This is a genomic window from Variovorax sp. KBW07, assembly GCF_003852515.1.
In the GTDB taxonomy this organism is placed as follows: domain Bacteria; phylum Pseudomonadota; class Gammaproteobacteria; order Burkholderiales; family Burkholderiaceae_C; genus Variovorax.
Genome location: NZ_QAJK01000048.1, coordinates 1 through 19,140 on the forward strand (window position 1 = coordinate 1; position 19,140 = coordinate 19,140).

Annotated in this window: 11 protein-coding genes; 8 read left to right on the top strand and 3 right to left on the bottom strand. The window is 68.8% G+C overall.

Features of this window, described 5'->3' with window-relative positions:
* Nucleotides 1–63: 63 nt before the first annotated feature.
* Nucleotides 64–1,335 carry a branched-chain amino acid ABC transporter substrate-binding protein gene (locus tag DBV14_RS11390; RefSeq protein ID WP_124459299.1) on the bottom strand — a complete coding sequence of 424 codons (1,272 nt, stop codon included), beginning with the start codon at nucleotides 1,333–1,335 and terminating at the stop codon, nucleotides 64–66.
* 25 nt (nucleotides 1,336–1,360) lie between these two features.
* The gene (locus DBV14_RS11395; protein ID WP_124459300.1) at nucleotides 1,361–2,059 is read right to left on the bottom strand and encodes a TetR/AcrR family transcriptional regulator; all 699 of its coding nucleotides are present in this window, start codon (nucleotides 2,057–2,059) and stop codon (nucleotides 1,361–1,363) included.
* Between the two features lie 85 nt (nucleotides 2,060–2,144).
* On the opposite strand from DBV14_RS11395, the gene DBV14_RS11400 reads away from it, so the two are divergent.
* From DBV14_RS11400 to DBV14_RS11415, 4 genes are all read left to right on the top strand, one after another.
* Nucleotides 2,145–3,761 carry an AMP-binding protein gene (locus DBV14_RS11400; RefSeq protein ID WP_124459301.1) on the top strand — a complete coding sequence of 539 codons (1,617 nt, stop codon included), beginning with the start codon at nucleotides 2,145–2,147 and terminating at the stop codon, nucleotides 3,759–3,761.
* A 10-nt stretch (nucleotides 3,762–3,771) separates the two neighbouring features.
* Nucleotides 3,772–7,086: a carboxyl transferase domain-containing protein gene (locus tag DBV14_RS11405; protein WP_124459302.1), complete on the top strand. Its 3,315-nt coding sequence runs from the start codon at nucleotides 3,772–3,774 to the stop codon at nucleotides 7,084–7,086.
* Between the two features lie 65 nt (nucleotides 7,087–7,151).
* Nucleotides 7,152–8,516, top strand: a complete 1,365-nt coding sequence (locus tag DBV14_RS11410) for a GDSL-type esterase/lipase family protein (protein WP_124459303.1) — start codon at nucleotides 7,152–7,154, stop codon at nucleotides 8,514–8,516.
* Nucleotides 8,517–8,679: 163 nt separating this feature from the next.
* Nucleotides 8,680–9,054, top strand: a complete 375-nt coding sequence (locus DBV14_RS11415) for a YXWGXW repeat-containing protein (protein ID WP_124459304.1) — start codon at nucleotides 8,680–8,682, stop codon at nucleotides 9,052–9,054.
* A 21-nt stretch (nucleotides 9,055–9,075) separates the two neighbouring features.
* On the opposite strand, the gene purU is transcribed toward DBV14_RS11415, so the two are convergent.
* Nucleotides 9,076–9,951, bottom strand: coding sequence for a formyltetrahydrofolate deformylase (gene purU, locus DBV14_RS11420; RefSeq protein WP_124459305.1), 876 nt, complete (start codon nucleotides 9,949–9,951; stop codon nucleotides 9,076–9,078).
* A gap of 80 nt (nucleotides 9,952–10,031) precedes the next feature.
* On the opposite strand from purU, the gene DBV14_RS11425 reads away from it, so the two are divergent.
* From DBV14_RS11425 to DBV14_RS11440, 4 genes are all read left to right on the top strand, one after another.
* Nucleotides 10,032–11,366, top strand: coding sequence for an aminotransferase class III-fold pyridoxal phosphate-dependent enzyme (locus tag DBV14_RS11425; protein ID WP_124459306.1), 1,335 nt, complete (start codon nucleotides 10,032–10,034; stop codon nucleotides 11,364–11,366).
* 322 nt (nucleotides 11,367–11,688) lie between these two features.
* Complete coding sequence (locus DBV14_RS11430; protein ID WP_260396980.1) at nucleotides 11,689–12,264, top strand: hypothetical protein; 576 nt, start codon at nucleotides 11,689–11,691, stop codon at nucleotides 12,262–12,264.
* A 14-nt stretch (nucleotides 12,265–12,278) separates the two neighbouring features.
* Nucleotides 12,279–13,691: a CsgG/HfaB family protein gene (locus tag DBV14_RS11435; protein ID WP_124459307.1), complete on the top strand. Its 1,413-nt coding sequence runs from the start codon at nucleotides 12,279–12,281 to the stop codon at nucleotides 13,689–13,691.
* A 101-nt stretch (nucleotides 13,692–13,792) separates the two neighbouring features.
* A complete protein-coding gene (locus DBV14_RS11440; protein WP_124459308.1) occupies nucleotides 13,793–19,132 on the top strand; it encodes a hypothetical protein in 5,340 nt (1,779 codons plus the stop codon).
* Nucleotides 19,133–19,140 lie beyond the last annotated feature (8 nt).

The following is a 19,140-nucleotide window of genomic DNA, read 5'->3' on the forward strand; positions in this document are numbered from 1 at the left end:
TGACCCCGCTCCCGAACCCGAACCCGAACCCGAACGAAGACTTCAGTCGTACTCAGGAGACAGTCAAGGCCGGACCATCTTGCAGTCCGTGCCTTGTGCCAGTTCGTTCCCCGTGTAGACCGCATCCGTACGGAAACCGTAGTTCGTGCCTTCCCAGCCCAGTTTCACCACTTTGCCATCCACCGGCGCAATCGTGTTCACCACCTGCGGCAACAACAACTGGTGATCTTCCGCGCGCATCCGCACCGGCCCGACCACCGAATCGAAACTCAGGTCTTCCAGCGCGCGCGCCACCTTGATCGTGTCCGCACTCCCCGCCTTGTTGATCGCCGCCGCCAGCATGCGCGGCGTCAGGTCGATGCGCGGCGCCAGAAAGTCCTTGCCCGTCTTGGCCTTGTAGGCCTTGGCCAGCGCGTCCACCTTCGGCGAGTCGGCCTGCCCAGGGTGCCACTCGGCCACCCACGTCAGCTGGCCCGTCTTTGCCTGCGACACCGCCGTCACCGTGCCCGGCACCGAGCCCGCGCTGTGGTTGAAGTAGCGCAGGTTGTAGCCCGCGTCGCCCGCTGCCTTCAGCAGCAGCGTCATGTCCTGCCCCCAGTTGCCGGTGATCACCGAATCGGCGCCGCTCTGGCGGATGTTCGCCACGTACGGCGCGAAATCTTTCACGCGGCCGATCGGGTGCAGCGCCTCGCCGACGAACTGGATGTCGGGCCGTGCCAGGCCTACCAGCTGGCGGCCGTAGCTGGCCCATTGCTTGCCGTGCGCGTAGTCCTGGTTCAGCAGGTAGACCTTCTTCACGTCCGGCGTCTTCTTGATGTAGTTGGCCAGCGCCTTCATCTTCATCGCCGTGTTGGCCTCGGTCTGGAAATGCCAGAAGCTGCAGGTCTTGCCCGTCATCTCGGGGTCGATCGACGAATGGTTCAGCACGATCAGTTCCTTGCCCGGGTTGCGCTGGTTCCAGCGCGCCACCGACTGCACCAGCGCCGTGACCACCGACGAGCCCGAGCCACCGGTCACGATGGCCTTCGCGCCCTGGTCGATGGCCGCCTGCAGCGCGCTCTGGCTTTCCTGCGCCGAGAGCTTGCTGTCGAACTGCAGCAGCTGCAGCTTCGTGCTGCCGCCCAGCACGCCACCCTTGGCGTTGATGTCCTCGATGGCGTACTGCGTGTGCATCAGCATCAGCTCGCCGACATTGGCGAAGGGGCCCGAGAGCGGATCGATGTAGGCGATCTTGTAGGTCTGGGGCTGCGCCTGGCCCTGGGCATGCGCGGAGCCCGCGATGCAAAGCAGGGAGGCAAGGGCGATCCGCGCCAAGGGCGCACGGTTGAACTTCATGGTGATTTGTCTCCGGGGATGGGTGTCAGTTTTTCTTCACTTGCAGGCCGATCACGCGGCTGGCCAGCTTCGTGAGCTCGGCCACCACCTCGTCGGGCGAGAGGCGCCCGCCCGGGCGATACCAGCTGTACAGGAAGCCGGGCAGGCTGCAGGCCGCGAGCGCGGTGATCTTGGTCTCGGCAAAGTCGAGGTCGCCGTCGCGCCGGGCTTCTTCGAGCAGCGGGCACAGCAGGTCGTAGAAGTGGTGCGCGAGCTTCTTTTGCGCCGCAAGGTATTCGGGCCGGTACACCTGCGGCTCGCGGTACGCGAAGAAGGCGGCCGGATGGTGCGAGATGGTCGCGCGGATCAGCCGCTCGATGCCTTCGACCACCTTCTCGCTGGCGCGGCGCGGGTCGCCGGCCGCGAAGTCGAGCGCGGTGAAGCAATCGACCGCGGGGCGCCAGGAGAGCGTCTCGAATATCTCCTGCTTGTCGCGGAAGTAGTAGTACACGAAGGGCTTGGTCACGCCCAGCGCGCGCACGATCTGCGCCATGGTGGTGTTGGCATAGCCCTGGGCCGCGAAGAGCTGCGCCGCCGCCTGCAGGATGCGCTCGCGCTGCAGGTCGGTGCCCTGCGTGGCCGCGCGCTGGCGCCCCGTGCCCTGCGGCAGGTGCTGCGATTGCGGCTGTGCCGTGGCCTCGTCGTCCCCAGAGGGTTTGTGCCGTGTCGCGGAAGTTATACCCATGGGTAGGATTGTTCGTGCACCATGCCGCATTGGCAAGCGCTTGCCCGGTGCAGGCGGCTATCGATAACCCTGAGAAAGTGACGCCATGGAGACATTGCCCGACCGCCCCCAGCAGCCTCTGCACGAGTACCTGCGCACCCACGCACGCGAGCGCGGCGACAGCCCCGCCTGCATCTGGTACGGCCACGCCATGAGCTGGGCCGAGCTCGACCGCGCCAGCGACGCCTTCGCGGCGCGCCTGCAGGCCATCGGCGTGAAGAAGGGCGAGCCGGTGGTGCTGTTCCTGAACAACTGCCCGCAGTACCTGGTTGCGCATTTCGGCATCCAGAAGATCGGCGCCATCGTCTGCCCGAGCGGGCCGCTCAACAAGGAGCACGAGCTGGCCTACCAGGTCAACGACCTGAAGGCCCGCGTGATCGTCGCGGCCTCGCCGCTGCTGCCGGTGGTGCGCAAGGTGCAGGCCGGCAGCGCGCTGGCCCATGTGTTCGTGGTGCACTACGCCGACCTGCTGCCCGCGCCGGCCGCGCTCGACCTGCCGGCCGAACTGGCCGCCGAGAAGAAAGCCGGGCGCAGCGTTCCCGACGGCTGCGAAGACTTCCTGGCCGTGATGTCGCAGCGCGATGCCAAGCCGCAACCCGTGGCCATCGACCTCGACGACGTGGCGCTCATGACCTACACCTCGGGCACCACCGGCCTGCCCAAGGGCGCGATGCTCAGCTATGGCAATGCGCTCTTCAAGACGCGCGCCGCGGCCGACTGCAACGGTGTCGGCCCCGATGACGTGCTGCTGTCCATCGCGCCGCTGTATCACATCGCCGGCATGCTGATGGGCGTCAACGTGCCGGTGCTCACCGGCGCCGCTTCGGTGCTGCTGCACCGTTTCGATCCGCGCGCCGTGCTGCAGGCCATCGAGGGCTTCAAGGTGAGCTGGTGGTACAGCATCGCGCCGATGAACGTGGCGTGCATGCAGGTACCCGACATCGCGAGCTTCGATCTGTCCAGCCTGAAGAGGAACCCGGTGACCAGCTTCGGCATCACCTTCACCGAGCCGCTGGCCGCGCAATGGCGTTCGCATGCGCGCAACTGCACGTCCTTCGAGGCCGCCTACGGCCTGAGCGAAACCCACACCTGCGACACCTATACGCCGCACCACGCGCCGCGCTGGGGCACGCAGGGCATTCCCGCGCCGGGCGTGACCATCCGCATCCTCGACGCGGACACGCAGGCCGAAATGCCCACCGGTGAAATCGGCGAGATCGTGCTCACCAGCCCCGGCACCTTCAAGGGCTACTGGAACAAGCCAGAGGCCACCGCTGCCACCTTGCGCAACGGCTGGGTGCACACCGGCGACATGGGCAAGATAGACGCCGACGGCTACCTCACCTTCATCGGCCGCTTCAAGGAAATGATCAAGGTCTCGGGCTACAGCGTGTTTCCCGAAGAGGTCGAGACCATTCTCATCAAGCATCCGGCGGTGGCGCAGGCGGCCGTCATCGCGCAGCCCGATGCCGACAAGGGCGAGGTCGTGAAGGCCTTCATCGTGCGCAAGCCCGGTGCCGCGCTCGATGCCGATACGCTCGTTGCGTGGGCGCGCGACAACATGGCCAGCTACAAGGCGCCGCGCGCCGTGAGCTTCATCGATGCATTGCCGACCACCGGCGCCGGCAAGGTGCTGCGGCGCCTGCTGAAAGACCCAACCTGAGAGGTTCAGCTTGTCGTTTTCCAAAGTTCTGATTGCCAACCGCGGCGAAATTGCCGTGCGGCTGGTGCGCGCCCTGCGCGACCTGGGCATCGCCAGCGTGGCGGTGCATGCGCGCGACGACGCGGCGGCGCTGCATGCGCAGCTGGCCGACGTGGCCGTGGCGCTCGATGCGACCGGGCCTTCCGCCTACCTTGACATTGCCGCGCTGATCGCCGTGGCGCGCGCGCAGGGCTGCGATGCGGTGCATCCCGGCTACGGCTTCCTGAGCGAGCGCGCCGACTTCGCTCAGGCCTGCGCCGACGCGGGCCTGGTCTTCATCGGCCCCACGCCAGAGCAGCTCGGCCTGTTCGGAGACAAGGCACGCGCACGCGCACTGGCCACGCAATGCGACGTGCCGGTGATGCCCGGCAGCGCGGGCGCGGTCACGCTTGCGCAGGCGCAGGCCTTCTTCGCCGAGCAGCATGCGCAGGGCGCGGGCGTGATGGTGAAGGCCATCGGCGGCGGCGGCGGGCGCGGCATGCGCGCGGTGCTGAACGCCGAAGAGCTGCCCGAGGCGCATGCACGCTGCATGTCTGAAGCCAAGGCCGCCTTCGGCATCGAGGGCGTGTACGTCGAGCGCCTGATGCGCAATGCGCGGCACATCGAGGTGCAGGTGCTGGGCGACGGCACCTCCGTTGCCAGCCTCGGCGAGCGCGAGTGCACGCTGCAGCGCCGCTTCCAGAAGCTGGTGGAAATTGCGCCGAGCCCGTCGCTGCCCGAAGCCCTGCGCGCGCAGGTGACGCAGGCCGCGCTGCGCATGGCGAAGACGGTCGGCTATCGCGGCCTCGGCACCTTCGAGTTTCTTGTCGATGCGGAATCGTCGACCCTGCCTTTCGTCTTCATCGAGGCCAACCCGCGCCTGCAGGTGGAGCACACGGTGACCGAAGCCGTCACCGGGCTCGACCTGGTGCAGCTGCAGATTGCGGTGGCTGCGGGCGAGCCATTGAGCGCGCTGGGCGTGGAGGCCGATCGCACGGCGCCGCAGCGCGGCTTCGCCATTCAATGGCGCATCAACGCCGAGACGCTCGATGCGCAGGGCAATGCGCGGCCTTCGGGCGGCACGCTCGCGCGCTTCGACCTGCCGGCCGGGCCGGGCGTGCGCGTCGATACCCATGGCTATGCGGGGCTGGCGCCTTCGCCGCACTACGACACGCTGCTGGCCAAGCTGATCGTGCAGTCGCCTTCGCCGCGTTTCGCGGACGCGCTGCGGCGCTCGCTGCGCGCGCTGGACGAATGCCACATCGACGGCATCGCCACCAACCTGTCGCTGTTGCGCGCCATCGCGGCGCGGCCGGAGTTTGCGACGCAGGCGGTGCACACGCGCTTCGTGGAGGCGCACCTGGGCGACCTGCTGGCGGCTGCGGCGTCGCTTGAAAAGCATGCGAAGAAGAGCATGCCCGCAGCAGTCGCGGTCGTCGCGGACAGCGCTTCCGCAGTCGCAGACGACGATGCGGACGACCTGACTGTCAAGGCCCCCATGCCCGCGAAGCTCGTGCAGTTCGAAGTCGAGGTGGGCGACGTGCTGCCCGCCGGCGCGCAACTCGGCGTGCTCGAAGCCATGAAGATGGAACACCTGCTGCACGCGCCCGTGGCCGGCCGCGTGGTCGCGCTGCTGGCGGCACCGGGCGACTACCTCGTCGAAGGCCAGTCGCTGGTGCGGCTCGAAGCCGTCGATGCGCAGGCCGTCGAAGCCGAGGCGCGCGCCGAGCACGACCTCGGCACGGTCCGCCCCGATCTGCAGAAAGTCATCGACCGCCACGCGCCCACGCTCGATGCCAACCGCAAGGCCGCCGTCGACAAGCGCCACGCGCAGGGCGGCCGCACCGCGCGCGAGAACATCGCCGACCTGTGCGACACGGCCGCCGACCCCGGCAACTTCATCGAATACGGCGCGCTGGCCATTGCCGCGCAAACGCGCCGCCGCACGCTCGAAGACCTGATCGCCAACACGCCGGCCGACGGCATGGTCACAGGCCTGGGCAGCGTCAACGCGAAGCAGTTCGGCCCCGAGCTGTCGCGCTGCGCCGTGCTGGCCTACGACTACACGGTGCTGGCCGGCACGCAGGGCATGCGCAACCACCACAAGACCGACCGCCTGCTGGCGGTGGCGCACCAGCTGAAGCTGCCGGTGGTGCTGTTCGCCGAAGGCGGCGGCGGCCGGCCGGGCGACACCGACATGCCGATCGTCGCCGGCCTGAACAACCACACCTTCAGCCAGTTCGCGGCGCTGTCGGGCAAGGTGCCGGTGGTCGGCATCGTGCATGGCCGCTGCTTCGCGGGCAATGCGGCGCTGCTGGGCTGCGCCGACGTGATCATCGCGACCAGGGGCAGCAACATCGGCATGAGCGGCCCCGCCATGATCGAAGGCGGCGGGCTCGGCACCTTCGCGCCCGAGCAGATCGGGCCGAGCAGCGTGCAGTCGCGCAACGGCGTGATCGACATCCTGGTGGAAGACGAAGCCGCCGCCGTGGCCGCCGCGAAGCAGTACCTCTCGTACTTCCAGGGCGCGACGAAGGACTGGCAATGCGCCGATCCGCGCACGCTGCGCCACGTGGTGCCCGAGAACCGGCTGCGCGTGTACGACGTGCGCGCGGCAATGCGCGGCGTGGCCGACACCGGCTCGCTGCTCGAACTGCGTGCGGGCTTCGGTGCCGGCATCGTCACGGCGCTGGCGCGCATCGAGGGCAGGCCGGTCGGCCTGATGGCCAACAACCCGCACCACCTGGGCGGCGCCATCGACGTGGAGGCGGCCGACAAGTCCGCGCGCTTCATGCAGCTGTGCAACGCGCACGGACTGCCGCTGGTGTCGCTGTGCGACACGCCCGGCTTCATGGTCGGCCCCGAGATCGAGGCGCAGGCGCAGGTGCGCCATGTGTGCCGCATGTTCATGGTGGCGTCGCACCTGCGCGTGCCGTTCTTTGCCGTGGTGCTGCGCAAGGGCTACGGCCTGGGCGCGCAGGCCATGACGGCCGGCGGCTTCGACGCACCGGTGTTCACCGTGGCCTGGCCCACCGGCGAGTTCGGCGCGATGGGCCTCGAAGGCGCGGTGCGGCTGGGCTTTCGCAAGGAGCTGGCGGCCGTGCCCGAAGGCGTGGAGCGCGACGCGCTGTTCAAGAAACTGGTGGCGCAGCAGTACACCAACGGTGAAGCCATCCACATGGCGCAGACGCTGGAGATCGATGCGGTGATCGACCCGGCCGAGACGCGTGCCTGGCTGGTGCGCGGGCTGGACTCCGCCACGCGGGCGACCACCCAGGCTGTTTCGCCCTACGTGGACACTTGGTAACCAGGCGCTAGACCTCGCAACGCGCGGGGGCAAGGCGGCTCCGTACACTGGACCGCTTTGCGCGCATGGAACTGTTTTTACGTTGGCTGCCGGCCCGCGTTCGCGGAGTGATCGCGGCGCGCTGGGTGTTCGGGTTCTGCATGGCGATGCTCGTTGCGGGCGGTGCGCAGGCGCAACCGGCCGCAGGCAGCAAGCCGCGCCAGCCTGTCCAGACGCAGCAGGCCGATCAGGCCCAGGCCCCACAGGCCTACTGGGTCGGCAGCTGGGCGGTGGCGCCCATGGATTTCAGGGAGATCGCGCTCAACCCCAACTTCGCACCCACCATAGGCCCAGCCAGCACGCATGTCTTTCGCGGACAGACGCTGCGCCAGCTGGTGCGGCCCACGCTCGATGGCGAGCGAATCCGCGTGCGCTTTTCCAACCTGTTCGGCAAGACGCCGCTGCACGTCGCGGCAGCCAGCGTGGCGCTGGGCACCGGCGCGGGCGTGGTGTCGCCGGCCTCGCTGCGCGAGTTGCGCTTCGGCGGACGCGGCGAGCTCACCGTAGAGCCGGGTGCCGAGGCCTGGAGCGACGGCATCGACCTGAAGGTCGAGGCGGGGCAGGACGTGGTGGTGAGCACTTTCCTCGACCAGCTCACGCCCTTCGCCACCGTCAGCCTGCAGGAGCCGAAGACGAGCTGGGTGGCCGCGGGCAACGGTGTATCGGCGCCCAGGCTGGAAGGCGCGACTCCATTGGCCCTCAACCACATCGTGACCGGCGTGGACGTGTGGAGCCGCGAGCCCGCGCTGACGGTGGTCGCGTTCGGCGACTCGATCACCGCGGGCAGTGGGGAAGCGGGCGTGGGCGCCTACCCCGAGATGCTGGCCACGCGGCTGCGCGACAGCCCGCGCGCACCCAAGGCGGTGTCGGTGCTCAATTCGGGCATTGGCGGCAACCGGCTGCTGCACGACGGCACCGGGCCCAGCGGGCTGACGCGCTTTGCACGCGATGCGCTGGGGCAGAGCGGCGTGACGCACGTGATCGTGCTGCTCGGCACCAACGACATCGGCCGCAAGGCCTTCGTGGACACGCCGGGCTTCGTCATCCTGCCGGGCGAAATGCCGACCACCCATCGCATCACCACTGGCCTGTCGCAACTGATTGCGCAAGCCCGCGCCAAGGGCGTGAAGGTGCTGCTCGGCACCGTGCCGCCGTTCAAGAACAGCGTCTACTCGAACAAGGACGGCGAGGCCCTGCGCGGCGAGGTCAACCGATGGATTCGCGGGCGCATGGACGTCGATGGCGTGATCGATTTCGATGCCGCCCTGCGCGACCCGGCGGACCCGCAGGCACTGAACCCGAAGTACGACGGCGGCGACCACCTGCATCCCAACAGGGCGGGGCTGGCCGCGATGGCGGCTGCGGTCGACCTGCAGAGATTCTGGGAGTAAGCACTCGCCAAAGCCGCAAGCGCGGTGAATGCAAAAAACGCGGCGCGTGCGCCCCGGTTGAAGCACGACACAGGTCTACACAAGATTTCGCGCAGCGCTTACAGCCGCTTCACATGGCTTGGGCAGCATGAAGGCTCCTCCAACAACACATGAGGGGTTCTTCATGAAAAAACTCGCACTGGCTCTTTCGATCGGCACCGCGTCGCTGCTGTCGGTGGGTGCACTGACGATTCCCGTGGCCGCGCAGGCGCAGCCGGCGGTCACCATCCAGGTGCAGCCGCCTCCGCCGCGCTATGAACGCGTGCCGCCGCCGCGACGCGGCTATGTGTGGGCGCCGGGCCACTACGAGTGGCGCGGCGGGCGCCATGTGTGGATTGGCGGCGGGTGGGTGCGTGCCCGTCCGGGCTATGCCTACCGTCCGCCGGAGTGGCGCGAGCGCGATGGGCGCTGGGAATACAACCGCGGCCGCTGGGACCGCGATGGCGACGGCGTGCCCAACCGCTACGACCGCCGTCCGGACAATCCGAACCGGAACTGACCGGGCTTGGCGGAGAACGGCCTAGCGGAAGACGACGGTGCGGTGGCCGTTCAGCAGCACGCGGTGCTCGCTGTGCCACTTCACCGCGCGGGCCAGCACCTGGCTCTCGGTGTCGCGGCCGCGGGCCGTGAGGTCTTCGACGGTATCGGTGTGGTCGGCGCGGGCCACGTCCTGCTCGATGATCGGGCCTTCGTCGAGGTCGGCCGTCACGTAGTGGGCGGTGGCGCCGATCAGCTTCACGCCGCGGTCATGTGCCTGGTAGTAGGGCTTGGCGCCCTTGAAGCTGGGCAGGAACGAGTGGTGGATGTTGATGGCGCGGCCGGCCAGGTTGCGGCACAGGTCGTTGCTCAAGATTTGCATGTAGCGCGCCAGCACCACCAGCTCGGCGCCTTCGGCCTCGATGATTTCCAGCTGCTTGGCTTCGGCCTGCGCCTTGGTCGCGGCCGTCACCGGGATGTGGTGGAACGGCACGTTGTAGCTGGCGGCCAGCTGGTAGAACTCGCGGTGGTTCGAGATGATGGCGCGCACGTCGATCGACAGCAGGCCGCTCTTCCAGCGGAACAGCAGGTCATTCAGGCAATGGCCTTCCTTGCTCACCAGGATCACGGTCTTCATCGGCTCGGCGGCGGCGTGCAGCTGCAGCGTCATGCCGAAACCGGTGGCAAAAGTCTTCAGTTCCTCGCGCAGCACGGCTTCGCTGTGGTCGCCGCAGGCAAAGCGCACGCGCATGAAGAACAGGCCGGTGCCGTGGTCGTTGTACTGGGCGGCCTCTTCGATGTTGGCGCCGCGCTCGAGCAGGAAGCCCGACACGGCGTGCACGATGCCCGTACGGTCGGGGCACGAGAGGTTCAGGATGTAGGCGGGCGCAGTGGCCAGGAGGGGCGTTTGGGTCGTCATCAGGGGCGTGATTGTCGCAGGGGTGCCAGAATCGCGATTTTCCCCCGACCCATTTCCGCAGACCACCGCAGGAGACAGACATGGCCTTCCAGGAATTCAACATGGACAACCAGTGGTTGCCCTTCACCCCCAACCGCCATTTCCGCAAGGACCCGCGGGTTTTCGTGGCGGCTGACGGCATGGAGTTCACCACCCACGACGGCAAGAAGGTGATCGACGGCATCTCGTCGCTGTGGTGCGTGGGCGCGGGGCACAACCGCAAGCCCATCAACGAGGCGATCAAGAAGCAGCTCGACACGCTCGACTACGCCACCGCCTTCCAGGTCAGCAACGACAAGGCCTTCAAGGCGGCCGAGATGATTGCCGCGCTGGCCCCGGGCGACCTGAACCGGGTGCTGTTCTGCAACTCGGGCAGCGAAGCCGCCGACACCTCGATGAAGGTGGCGCTGGCCTACCACCGGGCGCGCGGCGAAGGCCACCGCAACGTGTTCATCGGCCGCGAGAAGGGCTACCACGGCGTGGGCTTCGGCGGCATGTCGGTGGGCGGCATTCCGGGCAACCGCAAGGTGTTCGGCTCGGCGTTCCTGCCGCGCGTGGACCACATGCGCTTCATTCATGACCCGGTGAACCATGCGTACATCCACAACGAAGAGCCGGTGTGGGCCGAAGACCCGCTGGTCGAGCTTGAAACGCGCATCCTGCCGCTGCACGATCCGAGCAACATCGCGGCCATCATCGTGGAGCCGGTGGCCGGTTCGGCCGGCTGGTACCTGCCGCCCAAGGGCTACCTGAAGCGCCTGCGCGAGATTTGCGACAAGCACGGCATCCTGCTGATCTTCGACGAGGTCATTACCGGCTTCGGCCGCATGGGCACCAACTTCGCGTCGGACTATTTCGGCGTGGTGCCCGACATGCTGAACTTCGCCAAGTGCGTGACCAACGGCGTGATCCCGCTCGGCGGCGTGATCTGCCGCGACAAGCTCTACGACGCGATGATGAAGACCGACGCGCCCGAGCACGTGGTCGAGTTCTTCCACGGCTACACCTACTCGGGCCACCCGGTGGCCTGCGCCGCGGCCATTGCCACGCTCGACCTGTTCAAGCAAGAGAACCTGTTCGCGCGCGCCGGCGAGATGGGCAAGGTGCTGGGCGATGCCTTCCACAGCGCCTTCAAGGGCCTGCCCAACGTGATCAGCATCCGCAGCCTTGGCCTGGCCGCGGCGGTGGAGCTCGCGCCCATCGCCGGCCTGCCGGGCAAGCGCGCCTACGACATCTTCCTGGACTGCTTCCACAAGGGCGCGCTGGTGCGTGCCGCCGGCGACGTGCTGGTGATCGCGCCGCCGTACATCGTGGAGAAGTCGCACATCGACACGCTGGTGAACACGCTGGCGGATTCGATCAGGAAGAACGCCTGAGCGAAGGCCGAAGCGAACCGGTGACAGGCATGCCGCGCATGCCTCGCATGCCTCGTCGTTGGCAAGTTCGCTGCCCGCCATTTCTGCAAGGTCGCGCACGACCTGCATGCCCGCAGCCACGCTGAGGGGCATCGCCACCTACCGATTTCCGTTGTGCGGTGCGCGCGGCAACGGTCCGTGCGCGGCGCCCCGCGCCCCATGGTTGGCCCCCGTCATTTCTACCGGTTCCCGGGATACCGGTCACTGCTTGCGATCCCTAGCATCGCCTCGCGAAACGCAGCACTCATGAATTCATCGAGTGCATTTCCCGAGAGGAGCAGTCATGCAACGCGTATTTTTTTCCGCCGGCACCGACGTGTCCGGCCGCCTTCGACGCCGCGGCGCGTGGTCGGCGACCCTCGTGCTGGTTGCCGTGTGCGCCGCATCGCCGGCGCTGGCCAACAACGTCGGCGAGAACGCCGCGTGGCAGTTCCAGTCGAGCACCGACAAGGTCAACCAGGCCGCGATCCAGGACATGATCCGCAAGCAGAAGAGCGGCTACTACGCGGCGCCGGTCTACAACACGAACATCGGCCGCCAGTACAACTGCAACGTCTCTGCCAACTCGACCGGCAATGACGGCAACAACAGCACGGTCGCCAATTCGCCGTCGAACTCGGGGGCGCGTTCGGACGCCTCGGGCAACGACAGCCGCACATCGGTGGGCACGCCGGGCGGCGCGACGGTCGGCACCTCGCAGGCCAATGCCGGCGCGGTCGGCTCGGCCATCGTCGGCGGCACCAGCACGCAGGTGCAGGGCGCGGCCAACCAGGCGCTGAACTCCAACCAGGGCAACACTGGCGCGCAGACCGCCAGTGTGGGCGGCAGCTCGGCGTGCGCATTCGGCGTGCTCAATTGAACGGGGCACGCGACATGCACATCACACAAACCCTTTCGCTGGTTGCCACCGCGGCCCTCGCGCTGGCCGGCTGCACCTCGGCGCCGCAGCAGCGCTTTGCGCCCAACGAGGCACCGGTGGTGCTCGGCCCGGCGGTGCGCGACAACGTGACGCCGATGGAGCCGGTGCTGGCCTGCTTCGCCGACCACATCGCGGCCACGCGGCGCGCGCCGGTGGTCATCGGCGTCGGCGACGTGAAGGACTACACCGGCAAGTACAGCATCAACGAAGGCAACGCCATCACTCAGGGCGGCGCGCTGATGGTCTATTCGGCGCTCGGCAAGCTGGGCGGCGCGGTGAGCATCGCGGAGCGCTTCGACCCGGTGATCGCCGAGCGCGAACTGGCCTACGCCGACCGCCGCCAGCTGGGCGACGGCAAGACGCACCAGCTGGGCGGCCCCAACGGCGGCCAGCAGGTGCCGTGGCTGCCGTACTTCGGCGGCTCGATCAACAAGTCCGACTACTTCATCGTGGGCGGCATCACCGAGCTGAACTACAACATCAACTCCGGTGGCGCCGAGTTCGCGGTGAACCAGGTGGGCGTGAAGGCGCGCACCTTCAGCCAGTCGGTGGGCGTGGACCTGCGCATCGTCGACACCAAGTCGCTGATGGTGGTGCGCACGGTGAGCCTGACCAAGCAGTTCAATGGCTACGAGGTCGGGCTGAACGTGTTCCGCTTCTTCGGCAGCAAGCTGTACGACGTGGACATCGGCGCCAAGGGCCAGGAGCCGGTGCAGATGGGCGTGCGCGCCGCGCTCGAGGAAGGCGTGGTTCGGCTCATGGCGGCCGTCACGCAGGTCGACCACCGGCCCTGCATGACGATGCGTCCGGGCGGCGGCGAGCAGATCCCGACGGTGCCCGCCGACCAGTTGCGCAAGGTCGACAACCCCGGCAGCGCCGGCGACGCCACGGTGGGCGGCGCGGTGACCTCGCCCGTGGTGCAGCGCGGCGTGGCCGTCAATGCCACGGGCCAGGGCGGCGAGCGCCTTACCGGCACGGCGGCGCAGGTGTCCTTCGAGTTCGGTGCGACCACGCTCGGCGGCGGCTCGCTCGCGCAGCTCGACCAGATCGCGGTCGCCGCGAAGAAGGGCGCCACCGACATCGTGCTGGTGGCGCGCGACACCGAGAACTGGGACGCCCGCAAGCGCGACGCGCTGACCGACCAGCGCATTGCGGCCGTGACTTCGGCGCTGGCCAATCGCGGCGTGGCACCGGCGGCCATCAGCGTGACGTGGCGGCCCGATGCGGCCGATACCTCGATCCACCGCGACGGCCCCGGCCTGCAGGAGATCGCCAAGCTGCGCGTCGGCAGCCCGGTGGTCAGCGGCGCGGCCACGCCTGCTTCTTCTTCCGCTTCCGCTTCCGACAGCGCCGGCAAGGGGGACTGAGCCGCCGCGTTTCCAGCAAGCCGAGTCCCTGCCGGGGCCGTTGCCCCGACTTCCCCGTTTCATTCAAAACCGCTTCCAACATCCATTCGAGGAATCACACCATGACCGCACGCAAGATCCAACGCCGGGCCGCCAGCGCGCCCATGTTCAGCCTCAGCAGCATCGGCGCGGCCGTGGCGATGGCCCTGATTGCATCCGGCAGCGCACAGGCCGCCCAGACGCTGGTCGGTGCCGGCCCCGCGTACAACGGCACCGCCTCCGGTGCATCGGCGCTGCCCAGCTACGGCAACAATGCCGCGCCCATCACCGCGACGATCCTGAATGCGACGGTGGGCACGGTCGCCAACGGAACGCCCAGCTCGCCCAACGCGCCGGTGCAGGCCACCAACGGCAACCTGATCGGCGCCAGCGCCACGGGCAACACCTACACGAACACCATCGCGAACCACTTCGGTGGCGACGCTTCGCTGGGCATCGGCGTCAACACCGGCGCGATCATCAGCAGCGTGCTCAACAGCAAGATGCTGGTCGAGTCGAACATCCTGCAGAGCGGCAGCCTGGTCAACACCGACAACACGATCTCGGCGACGACCACCATCAACAGCGGCACCTCCACGGTGTCGGGCACGGCCGCATCGCCCGCCGCGCCGCAGGCCGGCTCGGCCGTGCTGACCTACCCCGCGGGCGTGCAGCTGTTCGATGCCAAGGGCAATGTCGTGGTGACCAACGTGCAGTCGGCCACCGGGCCGAGCTCCAGCGCGAACGTGACGGGCAGCACGCTCGACCTGGTGGTGACCACCGGCGGCGCGATCACGCTCGACGGGGCACTCGAGCGCAATTCGGTCGCGGCCGTGTTCAAGGGCAACACGGCGTCGAACTCGGCGTCGGTCGTGGGCGGCGGCGCACCCACCTTCGCGGGCTCGGCGCTGGTGTCGAACCTGCAGGTGAACGGCAACGGTGCCGTCGCGGCCACGCAGAGCGCGAACAACACCAACACCGTGGTGGTGGGCGGCGTGAGCCGCGCGGCGCTGGGCGGCACCAACCAGCAGCAGGGCAAGCTGATGGTGCAGGACAACACCATCTCCAGCGCGGCGACGGGCAATGAGGCGCTCGGCACCACCGCGGGCGCGGCGGGCAACCGGCTGCTGGTCGATGGCGTGTCGGTGGCGGGCACCGGCACACCGGGCACAGCAGCGAACAACAGCACGCACGTCGGCGTGGGCGTGGCCACCAACGTGAGCAGCGACCTGGCCATCGTCAACAGCCAGGGCAACCTGGGCGTCGGCTTCCCCGGCAGCGGCATCGTCGCGGCAACGACGGGCGCGCAAGTCCTGGGGGTCGCGCAGTCGATCAACGGTGGCACCCTCGCGGTGGCGCGCAACAACATCACGGCGGATGCGGTCGGCAACACCGCCTCCAGCGCCATCGCGACCGGCGCGAACGGGGGCTCGTTCTCGGGCACGGCCGCGCTGTCGAACCAGCAGTCCAATTCGGGCACGCCGGTGGATGGCGTGATCCTTTCTTCCACCATCCAGGCCCTGACGGGCGACGCCACGGGCCGCACCGTGGGCAGCACGGTCTCGGTGGCCAACAACCGCTCGTCGGCCACCGGCCAGGGCAACCAGATCACCCAGAGCCTGACGCTCGGTGGAGGCAGCGTGGGGCTGGGCACCGGCAACGTCACGCTGACGGGCGGCACGGCCTCGGATGGCCGCGTGTCGGCCGGCGGCGCGGCCACGGTCACCAACCTGCAGGGCAACTACGGCAGCCCGTCGGGCGCCACCAACACCGGCTCGGCCATCGTGCTGCAGGCCAACAGCGGTGGGGTGGACATTGCGAACAACACTCTGTCGGTCACCGGCAACCGGCAGGAAGCGGTGGGCATCGGCAGCGGCGCGACCAACTCGCTGTCGCTGTCGGGCAATGCGGTGGGCACCGGCGCCGGCATCGCCAGCGTGCAGATGAACGACGGCAGCTCGCCGGTGGGCGCGGGGGTTTCCAACCCGCAAGCCTGGCTGGCCGCGAATGGCAATGTGTCGGGCGGCTCGCTGACGTTGAGCAACAACCTGCAGCGCTCCATCGCCTACGGCAATGCGGTGGCGAACACGCTGGCCGTGAAGGCGGGCAACGTCGGCGTGGGCCCCAGCGGCACGCCGGCTTCGTCGGTTACCACCAACATCCTGAGCGGCCTGCCGTTCGACAACAACGCGGCGGCCCTGCCCACCGTGAAGGCGGCCTACGGCGTGCTGAACGACCAGTCGGTGCAGTCGACCGTGAATGCAGCCACCACCGGCGCCAACACGATGGTGGTGACCGTGGGCGGCAACGTCACCAGCGCACGCGTCGCGAACGATGGCAATGCGGTCGTCTCGGCGGCCTACGCCAATGACGCCGCCAACGGCATTTCGCTGGACCTGAACAACGTGACCAACACCCTGCCGCTGGCGGGTGCGTCGGTGGCCAACGTGACCAACGTGCAGACGGTGGCCGGCGTGAACACGCCCATCTCCGCGCTCGTCGGTGGCGGCAACGTGGAGCGGACGCTGATCAACGGCTCGGTCTCGGGCGCGGGCTCGTCGGTATCGAGCTCGGGCAACCTGACCGAAGCCGTGGCCGTCGGCAGCCGCGCGACCGGCAACACGGTGGCCGTGAAGGGCAACAACATCAACACCGCCGGCCTGCTGGGCCAGACCGGCGCCACCTTCAGCGCCGCGGGCGTGCTGGGTGTGAACGCCGCCTTCAGCGTGCAGAACGCACAGGCCGGGCAGGGCTCGGTATCGGCCACCCGCAGCGGCGGCGCGGAGGTGCTGACGCAGATCGGCGGCAACCTGGCCAACACCGGCGTGGACGCCAGCCGCAACACGGTCGCGGCCACGGCCACGAGCAACAGCGCGGTGAACGGCGTGGGCATCGACGCGAACGGCATCACGACGTCGAGCGCTGTGCAGAACGCGCAGGTGACGTCGGCGGCCGTCACGTCGACGATCGGCCAGGAGAGCGCGTTCCTCACCGACAAGGGCGGCGTGCAGGTCGGCGTTGGCGGTGCCAGCATCACGGGCACGCAGATCTCGGTCGACAAGAATGTGGCCAGCGGCTCGTCCACCGGCAACGCCGCCACCAACAGCATCGACGTGAAGGGCAACACCGTCGCCACGGGCAGCCTGCTGCCGGCCATTGCCACGAACCTCGGCGCGACGGTGAGCGCCAACGCGGACCAGGCCATCTCGAACATCCAGCTGGTGAATGGCACGGCGCCCGTGTCTTCGAAGGTGGCCACGGCCTACGGCATCGACACCGCGCCCGCGGCGGTGATTACCGGCTCCAAGCTGAGCGTGTCGGGCAACACGCAGAGCGCCGAGGCCGTTGCCAACACGGGCAGCAACAGCATCGCGCTGGCCGGTACAGCGGTTTCCGCGCGGTCGGCGGTGCAGTCGACGCAGGCGAGCGGCGCCGCGGTCGAGGCACGCTCGATCACCCAGGCCTTCGCGCCGGGTGCCGTCGGCGGTTCTTCGGTGAGCCTCTCGGACAACAAGAACAGCGCGCTCGCGGTGATCAACGACGTTGCCAACAAGGTGACGGTGGCCGCGGGCAGCACCGGCAGCTCCGGCATTCCCGCCGTGGTGACGCAGGGCACGGGCCTGGGCACGGCGGCCACGGGCGACCATGTGATCGTGAACGTGCAGGCGGCCGCGACCTCGGTCGCCAGCCGCGCCGACAGCACGCTCTACAACGAAGACGCCACCGTGGTGCCGAACTCGGGCCTGCTCAACAGCACCTTCACGGTGTCGGGCAACGGCAACGTGTCGGAAGCCACGGCCAACCGCGCGAGCAATGCCGCGTCGACCACCGGCAGCACCACGCAGGCCGCCAGGACCGCGGTGCTGAACGTGCAGAACAGCGGCGCGGCCGTGACGTCCGAAGCGAACACCAGCGCCAAGCTGACCGTGACGGGCGCCAGCGCGCTGAACGGCAGCACCGCCACGCTGAGCAAGAACAGCACGGGCGCTTCGGCCACGGGCAGCGCGGCGACCAACAGCCTGGAGGTCAAGGGCAACACCATCGCGGGCGGCGCGCTGCCCGCCGTGGCCCAGACCGGCCCGGCCTCGACCCTGCCGCTGCTGAGCGCGGACCATGCGCTCGGCAACGTGCAGCTGGGCACGGGACCCGTGACGGCCACTGCGGTGGGCAGCATCGGCGTCGACTCGGCACCGCTGTCGTCCGTGACGGGCTCGACGCTCTCCGTGACCGACAACCGCCAGAGCGCGAAGGCCGTGGCCAACACGGCGCTCAACAGCGTGAGCATCGCGGGTTCGAACGTGGCGGCGCGCTCGGCGCTGCAGTCGACGCAATCGGGGGTGGCGCCGGTGACGGCATCGTCGACGCTGGAGGTATTCGCACCGGCGGCGTCTTCGGGCTCGACGGTTCGCCTTTCGGGCAACACCAACAGCGCGCTCGGCGTGATCAACGACGTGACCAACACGCTGACCGTGGCCGGAGGCAACGTGCAGCCCGCGGGCTCGACCGGCGCCGTGTCGCTGATCGAAACCGGCAGCGCCGACAACGTGACGGCCACTGGCGACCACGTGCTGTCGAACCGCCAGACCGCCGGCGCGACGGTCAGCAGCACGGCCACCACCTCGCTGTACAACGAAGACCGCCTGGTGCCCAACACGGCGGGGCTGGTCAGCGGCTCGTTCACCATCTCGGGCAACAACACGCTGGCCGAGGCGTCGGCCAACCGCGCAACCAACACGGCCTCGGTGATGGGCGACGCGGCGCAGGGCGCCAGTGCCGGCATCGTCAACGTGCAGGGCAGCACGGCCGCGGTGAACGCCACGGCCGTGACCACGGCGCGCGTGACGCTCGGCGGCGCGGTGCCGCTCAACAGCGGCAGCGTTTCGCTGGACGGCAATACCACTGCCGCGCTGGCACGCGGCAATGCGGCCACCAACGTGCTGGATTCGGGCGCCGGCAGCAACTACGGCCCGGCCACGGCGAACGGCTCGGCCGCATTGGTGGGAACGCCGCTCGCGCTCAACGTCGGGGCCAGCGCAGCCATCCTGAACAGCCAGAACAACGCGGGCCCCGTCGTGGCGTCGAGCACGGGCGTGAGCTATCAGGTGGCGCTCAACGGCACGCCGGGCGGCGCGGGCACCTCGAACGGCACGGTGGGTGTGACGGGCAACACGGTGGCTGCGCAGGCCTACGGCAACAGCGCGACCAACCGCCTGACCCAGGTGGCGCTGAACACCGGTGCGCCGAGCGCGGCGGTGGGCAACTACCAGGTCAATACCGGTGCCGTGACGGCCACGGTGACCACCGCGAGCTTCGGCATCAACGCACTGGGCACCGTGGGCGGCAGCTCGCTGCGCACCACGGGCAACCAGATCACGGCGTCGGCCACCGGCAACTCGGCGGTCTCGTCGATCCTGTCGAAGTGAAGAGGGCG

What these genes read in the sequence shown, in the direction of transcription:
- DBV14_RS11390 (WP_124459299.1), bottom strand. Translation starts at nt 1,335, where the DNA reads ATGAAGTTCAACCGTGCGCCCTTGGCGCGGATCGCCCTTGCCTCCCTG.
- DBV14_RS11395 (WP_124459300.1), bottom strand. Translation starts at nt 2,059, where the DNA reads ATGGGTATAACTTCCGCGACACGGCACAAACCCTCTGGGGACGACGAG.
- DBV14_RS11400 (WP_124459301.1), top strand. Translation starts at nt 2,145, where the DNA reads ATGGAGACATTGCCCGACCGCCCCCAGCAGCCTCTGCACGAGTACCTG.
- DBV14_RS11410 (WP_124459303.1), top strand. Translation starts at nt 7,152, where the DNA reads ATGGAACTGTTTTTACGTTGGCTGCCGGCCCGCGTTCGCGGAGTGATC.
- DBV14_RS11415 (WP_124459304.1), top strand. Translation starts at nt 8,680, where the DNA reads ATGAAAAAACTCGCACTGGCTCTTTCGATCGGCACCGCGTCGCTGCTG.
- purU (WP_124459305.1), bottom strand. Translation starts at nt 9,951, where the DNA reads ATGACGACCCAAACGCCCCTCCTGGCCACTGCGCCCGCCTACATCCTG.
- DBV14_RS11425 (WP_124459306.1), top strand. Translation starts at nt 10,032, where the DNA reads ATGGCCTTCCAGGAATTCAACATGGACAACCAGTGGTTGCCCTTCACC.
- DBV14_RS11430 (WP_260396980.1), top strand. Translation starts at nt 11,689, where the DNA reads ATGCAACGCGTATTTTTTTCCGCCGGCACCGACGTGTCCGGCCGCCTT.
- DBV14_RS11435 (WP_124459307.1), top strand. Translation starts at nt 12,279, where the DNA reads ATGCACATCACACAAACCCTTTCGCTGGTTGCCACCGCGGCCCTCGCG.
- DBV14_RS11440 (WP_124459308.1), top strand. Translation starts at nt 13,793, where the DNA reads ATGACCGCACGCAAGATCCAACGCCGGGCCGCCAGCGCGCCCATGTTC.